The organism is Bacillus sp. SRB3LM (assembly GCF_015712745.1).
In the GTDB taxonomy this organism is placed as follows: Bacteria; Bacillota; Bacilli; order Bacillales; family Bacillaceae_G; genus Bacillus_A; species Bacillus_A thuringiensis_K.
Map to the genome: position 1 here is coordinate 431,076 of NZ_VWVQ01000078.1, position 12,116 is coordinate 443,191.

Genomic DNA, 12,116 nt, shown 5'->3' on the forward strand with positions numbered 1-12,116 from the left:
ATCTGTTTTTATAACAAGATGTGCTTATTTTTATCATTTTAGCCAAGAAGACTCCTATATTTAAGCGTGAATGGCATTTAAAATAGCAACTTTATTTGTAGTAAACAATATATAATTTTTTTTTACTGTTTTAATTAAAATACGGTCTGTTGTCCCATAAGCTGTTCCAATACGTATTACATCTACTTCTTCAACACCAGCATAGGTAGCATCTTCGGTAACCTCAATCACATCACGTAATGGAATTGTAATCTCCGCCAATTGCCATGAAATAATTAACTCTTCATTTGTTTTTTTTACATTAATGCCTAGCATTATATCAAGACCTTTCAATAATAATAATAATATGCTACACTTCTAATCTTATTATATAAATTTTTAGATTATTTATCTATATATAGGAATAGAATTTATTTCTATTTGTGAGCATCTTAATGATGTCAAACAAATAGAAGGATATACAGTCTTTCTATTAAGAAATATGTAAGAACAAAATTTTACTTCAAATTAATATGTATTTGATATAGTTGAGATATTATGAACGAGAAACAGCAAGAGTTGCAGGAAGGAAATGAATAATGAGACTTAAATTAGTAGGGATTTTCATTTGTGTAATTATGATGTTAGGTATCTGTATAATTTACACCAATCAATCTATTGGTAAAGAATCAGATAAGATGAACTATGAATCTCGTGAAAACTTCATAAATAAAGAGAAAGATAGTAGAGGAAAAAGGCAATCAAAATACAATGAAAGTTCTTTTGCTAGTATACAGGCTGTAGTTAATAAGGAATATGGATTACCCGAAGACTTAGTGGACAGGATTGTTACTGCATTAACAGATAAACCTAATGTGTAAATTATTCAGTGTTTATGAATTCTATTATTACTATTTAAAGCCTAATTTCTCAATGTATTGTAGAGAAATTAGGCTTTTTTTATCAATTCATTAAAGTTTTTATCATCCAAGGACTCAAGTTAATGATTATATTTTCAAGTATTCGTTTTGAGCTACATAGATATAGTTTTCGTTGCAACTGTTTGTTGAAATATTTTATCATGCTCAACAATAACCATTGTGGGATTAAATTGTTGAATAAGTTCTTCAATCTGCATACGGGAATAGATATCTATAAAATTTAGTGGTTCGTCCCATATATATATATGAGCTTTTTCACATAAACTTTTAGCGATAAGCAGTTTTTTCTTTTGTCCACCAGAATAATGAGATATATCTTTTTCAAATTGAATTCGGTCAAAGTCCATCTTACTTAGGATGGACTTAAATAAGGTTTCATCAATCTTGTGCTCTTCAATAAAGCCTGATAGTGATCCCTTCAAATGAGAAGTATCTTGTTGGACATAGGAAATGATGAGTCCTGTACCTAAAGTAACTAAGCCTGTATGCTGTATCGGATGTCCTAGAATTAGTTTTAGGATACTACTTTTTCCGCTCCCATTCGTTCCATCAAGTACAATTCGGTCACCTTGTTCAACTATGAAGCTAATCGGCTCATTCACAATTTGATCATTGTACTTAACGGACACGTCAACTAAAGTAACCAATTCATTTGATTTAAATTGCAATTGTTCCAATTTTAATGACTCAGTTTTTTCCACATTTTTTAGTAATTTTGATTTTTCTTCAATAGCTTTTTGTTGCCTTGATTCAAGGTTTTTTGCTCTTTTCATCATCTTGGCTGCTTTATGTCCTACAAACCCCTTATCCAACTTAGAGCCTGAATTCCTCGTTCCATTTTTTGAAGCTTCTACGTCATTAGACCAACTTGCTGAACGTTTGGAAGACTGTTTTAATCGCCCTATGTCTTTTTGTAGGCGCTCATTTGTAGCCTTCTCGTGTTCTTGCTGTCTATCAAAATTTAACTTCCAAGAAGAATAGTTACCACTTTGAACTTCAATATTTGCTCTATTAATAGATAGGATATGGTCAACGCACCCATCTAAAAAGATTCTGTCATGTGAAATTAAAATAAATCCTTTTTTCTTCCTTAGATAATCGGAGACTATCTTTCGTGCATCTGTATCTAAGTGATTTGTTGGTTCATCAATTAATAGAAATTGACCCGCATTTAAAAACAGTGCAGCAAGCAACACTTTTGTTTGTTCCCCATTTGATAATGTTTTAAATGGTCTGTACATGACCTCAGCATCAACATTTAAATAGGATATCTCACGTAGAAGTTCCCAATCTGCGGCTTGGGGACAAATTTCTTCAAGGATTTCATGAGTGAATTTGTTCTTATCTGAAACAGAGTAGGGGAAGTAATTGAATTCTACTGAAGCAAGGATTTTCCCGCTATACTCATAATTCCCTAACAATAAATTAAAGAATGTCGTTTTACCTCGTCCGTTTCTACCGATAAATCCCAGCTTCCAATCCGTATCTATTTGGAAGTTTACACTTTCAAAAATATTATCAAAGCTACCTGGGTATGAAAAAGTTAAGTCTTGGACCTTTATCATTGACATAATAATTCCTCCTTTATATATCGAAACGTTTCATATAAAGTCGGAACATCCATCCATTTTTTAATTCCTCTATATAAGTTTGATGGATATTAACGACTTATATAGAGCATTACATGTGTAACAATAGTATCTGAAGTACTCATTTTTCTCGCTCCTTTATTTGTGAAGTACATTTAACAATTAGTAAGTTTCAACTAAGACAAACGGGAATAAAAAAATCCCCCAATTTGTAATCGGAAGGATTAGTCTTTCGTCTATACTTAATAAGTACTTATTAATCATTTGAATCATGACAAATAAAGTATGAACTGAATTTTAAAAATGGATAGACTAACCCTATATTTTGTAGTTTGAAGTTATAAAATTCAACTTAAAATATAAATTAGTTAATCATTATTCATCCATCATTCCTTTCATAATTCTATTTTTAGAGTAACATTCTTTTTAGGGAGATGCAATATTAGCTTCAATTTCATCTAATTCTAAATCATTTATAATTCTTTGAGTAAGGAGATAAAACTTTACCGCCCTTTTTATAAACATCAAATTTTTGTGTAACTATAATAGTTACAGTTGGTTTCGTAAACTAATTTGAATTTCTATTTTAATGATAGTATATTTTCATTCCTTTTTAAGTGTGACAGATAGCAACTATAATCCAATAGAGGAGTAGATTCTATCTCATATGTAAAGAGTAGATAAGTTGTACCCGCCAAATTTACGACGCGCAAATACTTAAAAAATTACATTTTTCAGCTTATCCTTTTTAGAATCCTCAGTATTGATAATTGTAAACATCTACAAAAAGTTAATAAGATTGTTGTGTGTAGAAAGAAATCTTTTAAAAAGGTCATAATATGGATAATAGGTAGCACACATTTTAATTAGTAGGACTTGTGCCACCATCAAGCCATTTTTTAATAAAAGTATAGAAAAAACTCAAGAAGGTGAGTCCATTGCGTAAGCATGCATATGTGCAATTTTATGTATTGATATTGGCTTTAATAACTTATATAAGCTTTTGCTTTATATTTTTATTTGTTTTTCCGAATCATTATTTCGTATCAGATTTTAATATCCGACTATCATCTTTAGTCGTTGAAACTACTGTATTTATCTCATTACTGTATTCTATATTATCCCAAAAAATTAAGTTAGGAGTATTCTGGGTTTGCATTACTATTGCAATAGGGTGTTTTTTGATAGGGAATTTCATATCCGCTTTTCAAGTACTTAATGTAGAATTACCAATACAAAATTTTAATATTTCTGATGTATTTCTACTGTTTTTCTTATTCTTCTTTCTTTTTGCGTTCTTTTATAAAATTATGATGGAATGTAACAAATGGGAGAAAGCGTATTTACTTTGTGATTTATGCATTGTTGTTACTGCTATTTTTACATTAGAGTGGTACCTATTTAATAAACCATCTGCAAATATTTTATTCTTATCAATTGGAGATGTTTTTCTCTCATTTATTTTTCCGATTATAGATTTATTGCTTCTATTACTTGGAGTTACACTGATCTTTCGACCTGCTATTTTCAATGCAAAAAGTAAATTGTTTATTTTTATCCTAGTATTAACTGGATTGGCTATTACGGACTATTTGTATTTTTACTTACAAGGTGATTTGTCAGAGCGTTCAGTTATATTTTTAAGGTGTTTGTATAGAGTTTTCCTATTATTTATCGCTATTGCTGCTACAATCCCAAAGAATACTTCTTCTAAAAGAAATTATTTTATTATTAATCCGACATTTGGAGAGAAACTTCTTGGTATATTCCCTTATCTTGCAGTTGCAGTCTTAATTGGCTTTACTTTGAAAGAGCAAACTTCTTCAGCTACATTAATTACGGGAAATTGTATTGCTTTTGTATTTGTACTGATTCGTCATACAATCGTACGAATGCAAAACAAAGAGTTAACTAAAACATTAAAAGTGTTTAATAATCAATTAGAACAAACAGTATCTCAAAGAACAAGGGATTTAATAAATAAATCTAATGATTTAGTAAAAAATCAAGAGAGATTTAAGTCATTATATGAGTATCATCCGGATCCTATTTTAACGATTGATTCAAACGGTATCGTATTAAATATAAACCAGGCTGGAAGTATGTTATTAGGAAAAGAAAGTGCTGCATTGATAGGGAAAGAGTGCTTCTCTATTTTTTTAGATGAAGATAAATCTGAATTGGAAGCAGCTATAAAGAAAGGGAAACGATGTAGTTCATCTTCACTACAGTTACGTGTGAAAAATAACAATGAGAAGGATATACTCTTTTGGTATGTCACTATAGTTCCTATTATGATAGAAGGACAAACCTTTGGGAGCTATGTAATGGTAAAAGACATAACAAGGATGAAACAACAACAGGAAGAGATAAATTACCTTGCATTCCATGATACGGTGACGGAGATTGGAAATCGTATATTCTTCCAACAAGAATTAGATAGATCTATTAAGCGTGCACAAAAAACACAGGATAAGTTTGGGCTCCTGTATATTGATTTAAATCGCTTTAAGACTATTAATGATACATTGGGTCATTCGATTGGTGACAAGGTTTTAAAAGAAGTTGCCAAACGTTTTAGGACATGTCTGTCACCGACTATTCCTCTAGCAAGAATAGGTGGTGATGAGTTTGCGATCATTGTCCATAACCAAACAGAGCAACAGCTATTGGATTTGTGTACAACTTTATTTCGTATAACTGAAGAACCATTTGTAGTAAATCAGCATAGTTTTTACTTATCTCTTAGTATAGGAATAGCAGTGTATCCATTTGGAGGAATAAATACTACTACACTTTTACAACACGCTGATATCGCTATGTATAGCGCAAAGGAAAAAGGTAACAATGCTGTTTGTATGTATGACGAGACATTATCTCAAAAAGTAACTCGTCGATTACGATTAGAACAGGATTTACCAAATGCAATTGAAAATAATGAGTTGTTTTTATTGTATCAACCACAAATTGATAGTAAGGCAGGTAAGGTTATTGGTGCAGAGGCTTTAATACGTTGGCAACATCCAGAGCTTGGGCTGATTTCTCCTTTTGAGTTTATACCTATCGCAGAAGAAACGGCGCAGATTATTTCAATTGGGAAGTGGACGTTACAGAAAGCGTGTCAACAACTGAAAGAATGGCATTCTGCGGGCTTTTCAAATCTAAAGATGGGGATAAATTTATCAGCTATAGAGTTTGAACAGAAAGATTTTGTTCAAACCATTATATCTACCATAGAAGAGATAGGAGTACCTGCTAATTCGATTGATTTGGAATTAACAGAGCGAATAGCAATGGTAGATGAAAAGGAAACCTTATCGAAGTTAAAAGCATTAAAATCATATGGTGTACATTTATCAATTGACGATTTTGGTACAGGTTATTCTTCATTAGCGTATCTGCCTCTTTATCCAATTGATACTTTGAAAATTCCAAGAGAATTTGTTAATAGGATTGGAACTTCTACTGATGGAGATGAAATTATACAAACCATTATTTCACTTGCTCATACTTTAAACATGAAAGTGATAGCAGAAGGGGTAGAAACGAAGGAACAATTAACAGTGTTACAACGTACTGCATGTTATCTAATTCAGGGCTATTACTACAGTAAACCTGTAAATGAAGATGAATTTATTGGTTTTTTAAGTACAATACAAAATGAATAAGTGAAAAATCAGTATATGTATGAAATAAAGTGAAAAGACGATCTATCCATATGGATTTGAACGTCTTTTCATTTTATTTTCAGTAGTTATGCAGCAAGGTTTCAGCCTTTGAAAGTAAAATAAGTATCTATATTCCTTGTATTTAGGGCTAATGCGATATGAGGTGAAAGTTGCTTCTTGTGAAACCGCATTAGGGACAGCTCGTATATTCTTAAAGCAATTTGAAAAAGCGGAAGAACATTTCAATCGTTCCATTGACCTTTTGCAAAAACATAATGAAGAAAAATTGATTTTAATAGTAAGGCATAATCTAGGACTATTATATGCAACTCAAAATTTATCTAAATTAGCAATTCGTCATTTATCAGAAGTGACAGAGAAGAATATTGCCCATTTTAAAGCGTTGTTCTTACAAGCGCGTGAACACTATAAGCTAAGAAAAACAAATATTGTAAAAGAACTTATTGAAAAAGGATTAGCAGTTTGTATGGAATTAGGAAATGAAGAGTATATCATTTCAATATTTTACGTTCTCTTAATGAAGATGAAGCAATTAAACTCTTAGAAGAAGTGAAAAAAGTATTTCTTACTTCGAAAAGCAAGGTTTATGGGATTTCGTAGAAGAATATGCAGATCTAAAAAAGGAAGAAATTATACAATAATCACATGCTATCATTTTTAATAGCTAATTAACAAAAGGACTTCAATTATGGATTCTCTTTGTTAATGGGATAATGCTTTAGTTTATCTAATTATAACAATATTTGTAAAAGGTGTAAAAGGGTCCTAGTTTGGAGGGGGAATTATTTAATCTTTTTTATTTAATAAAAGGGATGATATTTAGTTATCTGCGCTTCTTAATTATGTTTTTTATCACAATTTGAAGTAAATTTCAGTTAATCTTATTTATTTTATAGGAATTATAAGTTATACTAAAAGTAGGTGCAAAATGTACCATTTGGAAAAGAGTGCATTGCAAAAAGGAATCCGTAAAGGATTCCTTTTTTGTTTCTTTTAAAATGAAGCAACGTTCTAATTATCTCTTTCTTTTTTTATGAATGAACTACCAATGTATAAATTTAAAAGGTATTTTTGGAAAATTGCCATATTCCTGTAACAAAACAAAGGTATGTTATGTGTGTTAAATATAAAGAGAAAGAAGGGAAAGTTGTGAAAAAAGTTTTGCCAATTGTTGCGTTATTAGGCATGATGAGTTTTGGAGTACAGGAAATGAATGTAAGAGCTGATACATACCACAAGGGAGATTCAAAAATTAGTTTTTGGGATTCGAAAAGAAAGGGTACTAATTTCATGAATAGTACGTCATTACCTGAAAACTATAAAAGTGCAAAAGAAGCTAATATTGAATATGTGCGTTTAGCACCTGATAAATGGGCAAAAGATAAAGATTTTCTATTTGAGGATAAACCAGATACTTCTGGAAAGGATTTTCTGATAGGTAATGCAGATAACTATCGGGGATTAGTAAAGGAAGATCTAGAAAAATTAAAGGCGGATTTAGATGCCGCACAATCACAAGGAATGAAAGTCGTTCTTACAATGTTATCCTTACCTGGTGATCGATGGCGTCAATTTAATAATAATAAGAATGACGACAGAATATGGGAAGAAGAGAAGTATCAAGAACAAGCAAGTCAATTTTGGAAGGACCTCGCTCTGGAACTAAAAGATCACCCCGCGGTGGTTGGTTATAATATTATAAATGAACCACATCCAGAAACAGCTAAAAATAATAGATATAATGATTTTTGGACGGAAGATTACGAGAAATGGTATGCAAAAGTAAAAGGAACGACAGCTGATTTAAACAGATTTTATGAAAAGGTGATTAACTCCATTCGTGAAGTGGACAAAGAAACACCGATTATTTTAGATTCAGGTTTATATGCTACTCCATGGGCCTTTAAATATTTAAAACCAGTAGAGGATAAAAAAACACTATACGCATTTCATATGTATGAACCATATGAATTAACGAGCCAAGGTGAAAAACAAAACAAGGAATATCAATATCCAGGATTAGTAAAAGTAGGGGATTTAGAGAAACCTGTAATGTGGAATAGACAGGGATTAGAGAAGTTTTTGAAGCCAATTCAACAATGGTCTAAGAAAAATCATGTACCATCTAATCGAATTATTGCAGAGGAGTTTGGAATTAACCGTACTGTTCCAGGTGCTACTCAATACATGCAAGATCTTATTTCTATCTTTAACCAAAAAGGATGGCATAAATCATTCTATGCATTCCGTGAAGACACATGGACAGGGATGAATTATGAATTGGGAACAGAAAAAATAAAATGGGATGAAGAGGGTAAACCGATGCGTCAAGATAATTCACTCTGGGATGTAATAAAAAAAGATTTACAAACGCGTAAATAGTTTAGAATATTAGGTTTAAGGACTAAATGTAAGCATCTAATTCAAATAGAATTAGATGCTTTTTATTTCGAAAAAAGGTGGAGTTGAATTAAAGGTTCCATCTTTTCTTTTGCATAAAGAGTACCAATCAGGTTTATTTACAACGAAAAATAAGATTTTTAGAGAATAGCTTAGAAAAAATTGTGGAGGTTTAAACAAATGTGGTCACAATTGTTTAAACCTTTAAAGTAAAATGGAAGTTGGACAGTTGCTATACAGGCAGCAAATTTACAATATGTTTCAGCTGAGCCTTCGGGAAATATAATAGCAAATCGTAATGCAGTTAATGAATGGGAGAAATTCGAATTAATTCCGACTGGGGAATTATATACGTACGCTTTAAAAACTAAAAGTAATGGGAAGTATGTTTTGTTTGAGCCAAATGGTAGAGTAGTAGCAGATCGTACATCAATTGGTGCATGGGAAAAGTTTATCTTATATAATGGTGGAGACAATAGGATATATGTATTACAAGCACTAAGTAATGGTAGATATATATCAGCAAATGGTGGTAGAGAATTAACAGCTACTAGTTATGTAGTTGGAAGCTGGGAAAGATTTGTTATTGTATACTTCTAAACTTTGAAGTGTTATATATCTAAATGATAATGGCATGTTTAGTTGGTATAAATACCTAATATAATAAAGTTTTAAGCATGTAATACAAGTGTATATTAACGTGTAAAAGGGCTGCAAATAATTAGCAGTCCTTTTTGCATGGACTTACTGAGGTTATAATGAGAAGAAAAAGAACCCTATAGGGTTCTTTTTCAAGGCATATTAACAGTAAGGAGAATCATGAAATGCTACTTCAAATCTTTATTAGGGGAAAGATTTTGAAAAAGCTTAACATGTATTTATTTTTACATAAATGTAAGATGTAGTAAATTGATAATGTTTATACTTACTATTACTAATATTCAATTAAGATAGTTAATACTATTTATATAGTGTTAACTGGTGTATAGTACAGTATAGATTTAGAAATTTAATATTAGATTACATTTGTTAAAAAAGTTAATAGATATATTATTTCAAATTCTAACTAACATTTAAACGGTTTTAATTGAAATTGGTTGTGTATTAACTCTTATAAGCCAATAAAAGTAAATAAAATAAACAAAGACCCTGTAATAAATACAGGGCCGGATACAGGGTTAAGGGAACGCATAGTTTCTTAATATCATAGTAGCATATATTCTTTGTATAGCTACATGAGGATTTTGACAGAATTAAGAACAAGACAGAAAATCTGTAGGAAAGCAAATATAGTGCTGGAAATGTGATTTTAAATTAAAACATATGTATATTGAAATAGATGAAAACTCTTGAGTACCATGATTAAATTGCCTTTAATTATGAGGTTTAGGTTAGAGGGATAATTGGATCTTACTGAAAAGAAAAAATGTTTTTTAGATTAAAAGAAGAAAAGACACCTTTTGGGTGTCTTTTCTTTAGGTAAACAGTTCACATATTGCTGAATTAGATACGAAACCATAATTCGACTACGAAGTAAATCCTAACATAATCTGAACAGAAAAAATATGTAATATTACATTTTTATTTTTTAATTATTTTATTCAATATAGAGAAGCAACGTAAATAAAAGGGCATGCAGTCGTATCTGCAGCCCTTTTTAGGAGGAATTCAAGATACCATTAGGACACGTATTGGTAAACAGGTTCAAAAATAGTATGTGTGTTAAGAAAAAGTCCTATACCAAAAGTAGACAGGACCTCATCTTTTTTACATTTTAAAAAATGAAATTCTGTCCTTTTGAAATCAGTACAGCACACACTTGGTTTGAAATGAAATTAGAAAAAGTATACATGAAAATGGCAGACAACTATTTTGTTGCCTGCCGGTGCCAGTGGGTTGAATGAGTTAGTCAATTCAATAAATTGTGCTATCCCATTACCAGAAGAGTGAAGCCGCTAGTTCAAACGGCTTAGACATAGTTTGTCTAATAAAGAAAAAATTATGAGTAGAAATTTTGTTTGCTCTATATGAAAAGATAAATAGATATTCATCAGACAAGGATAATTTAGCATATCTTGAATAGGGTGTAGGAACGAATTAAAGAAAGGGATATTTGTTTAGGAAGGGACTGACTCAGGAGTGGGACTTTCGGACAGGGTTTGGAGAGCGGTGATTGCCTTTGGCATTGCGACTAATATCGTTGCTTGTATAATGGCAGTATACATTCAAAAATATGAGCTAATGATAAATCATCTTACAAATATTTTATTTTTAATAATTATCTCTTTAACGTTTATAAAGATGAAAATTAACAGATGGGTGGCTTTAGGATTTACATTAGTTGTAATAGAGAAAGGTATTAAAGCGGGCTATGACTTCTACACACATAATTATTATAGTGTCAGTTGGAGTTTAGCTATCATTGTCTATTGCATATACGAGATGGAAAAGTATCATATTGAAATAAACGAATAGGTGCAACAAAAAGGTGTTAGTAGGTGGAATTCTTTTGAAAATACTATAAAAAAGACACTACAAGAGTGTCTTTTTTTTGAAAATACTCTATAATTAACTTTGGGGAAGGTAATGTTAGAGTATTCGTTTAGCATTATCTTTATATTTGATAAACCATGAAATCGAAAGATTTTGTGGTTTATTTTATGAACAATAGATATTACAGTATTGGCAGTGAGTTATTAATCATTTTAAGCATTAGGGGAGAATGGATTAAAAGTCTAACATCGAATAACGGTTCCGGAATATAGTGTTGCGAAATGATCTCCCATATCCCAAACGGTACTTGCCTGTATATAGCCCTTAAAGCCTTCTGAAGAATAATAAATCTCTTTTGGTATACTTTCTTTAGTTTGGAAATGTGCTTTAGAGTACTTTACATAATGGTTTTTAACAAATTTTGCTTCTGGAACAATAGTGTTTTTTTGTTCCAATTTTGGCCTAGCACTAGAAGGTGGTATGAATTTTACTTTGTCTTGGTAATTAGGATCTAAGGTGTCAGCTTGTACACTGTGTGACGAAACAAAGGGGCTTAGACTACTTCCCGCGATTAAAGTTGCAAATACTAACTTTGAGAATTTTGTTAATCTACTCATTCTATAATCTCCTTTTTATTATTTTGTAAGGTATCTCCTTACACCTCACAGTCTATATCCACTACAAAAGGGTGTACATACATATTGATAGACAAAATTCTACAAAATACCGCATGTTTTTGGGATTTATGTATAATAATCCAATGTCTAATAATCTATCAAAAGTAAAAAGGTAGGTCTTATATAAAAGAAAATGAATAATTTATGCAGGTAATGTATATGGAATTATTGTTTAAATATTCTAAAATGAGTTGATAAAGATGTTGGTAGTTTTTTTGGAAAACAAATAATTCCCTAGGTGAAATTTGGAAGGAAGATTCTCTGTTAGAGTTTTTATAAGGGAATTCATTTTCGTAGATTCAAAATGTAAAAATAACTAAAAGAGCAAGTGTTTCAATGGGTAAAAAG

At 30.9% G+C, this 12,116-nt stretch carries 6 protein-coding genes and 3 pseudogenes; 6 read left to right on the forward strand and 3 right to left on the reverse strand.

The window, feature by feature from the left end:
* Positions 1-60: 60 nt before the first annotated feature.
* Positions 61-315, reverse strand: a complete 255-nt coding sequence (locus F3I02_RS25750; RefSeq protein ID WP_074593035.1) for a SunI/YnzG family protein — start codon at positions 313-315, stop codon at positions 61-63.
* A 263-nt stretch (positions 316-578) separates the two neighbouring features.
* Here F3I02_RS25750 and F3I02_RS25755 point away from each other — a divergent pair.
* Positions 579-812, forward strand: a pseudogene (locus F3I02_RS25755) (hypothetical protein); the annotation flags it as partial.
* A gap of 200 nt (positions 813-1,012) precedes the next feature.
* Here the strand turns inward: F3I02_RS25755 and F3I02_RS25760 are convergent.
* On the reverse strand, positions 1,013-2,491 hold the full coding sequence (locus F3I02_RS25760) for an Lsa family ABC-F type ribosomal protection protein (protein WP_000061799.1): 1,479 nt from the start codon (positions 2,489-2,491) through the stop codon (positions 1,013-1,015).
* A gap of 956 nt (positions 2,492-3,447) precedes the next feature.
* Between F3I02_RS25760 and F3I02_RS25765 the strand changes: the two genes are divergently transcribed.
* The 5 genes and pseudogenes from F3I02_RS25765 (at position 3,448) to F3I02_RS25785 (ending at position 11,073) form a co-directional block, all read left to right on the forward strand.
* Entirely contained in the window at positions 3,448-6,177 is a 2,730-nt protein-coding gene (locus F3I02_RS25765) for a sensor domain-containing protein (protein WP_001225490.1), read from the forward strand.
* 157 nt (positions 6,178-6,334) lie between these two features.
* Positions 6,335-6,815: pseudogene (locus F3I02_RS35170) on the forward strand (tetratricopeptide repeat protein); the annotation flags it as partial.
* Positions 6,816-7,311: 496 nt separating this feature from the next.
* Positions 7,312-8,580 carry a glycoside hydrolase family 5 protein gene (locus tag F3I02_RS25775; protein ID WP_002026152.1) on the forward strand — a complete coding sequence of 423 codons (1,269 nt, stop codon included), beginning with the start codon at positions 7,312-7,314 and terminating at the stop codon, positions 8,578-8,580.
* A 231-nt stretch (positions 8,581-8,811) separates the two neighbouring features.
* A pseudogene (locus tag F3I02_RS25780) lies at positions 8,812-9,198 on the forward strand (fascin domain-containing protein); the annotation flags it as partial.
* Positions 9,199-10,737: 1,539 nt separating this feature from the next.
* On the forward strand, positions 10,738-11,073 hold the full coding sequence (locus tag F3I02_RS25785; protein ID WP_000524436.1) for a hypothetical protein: 336 nt from the start codon (positions 10,738-10,740) through the stop codon (positions 11,071-11,073).
* Positions 11,074-11,333: 260 nt separating this feature from the next.
* On the opposite strand, the gene F3I02_RS25790 is transcribed toward F3I02_RS25785, so the two are convergent.
* A complete protein-coding gene (locus tag F3I02_RS25790; RefSeq protein ID WP_196478549.1) occupies positions 11,334-11,708 on the reverse strand; it encodes a hypothetical protein in 375 nt (124 codons plus the stop codon).
* Between the last annotated feature and the right edge of the window lie 408 nt (positions 11,709-12,116).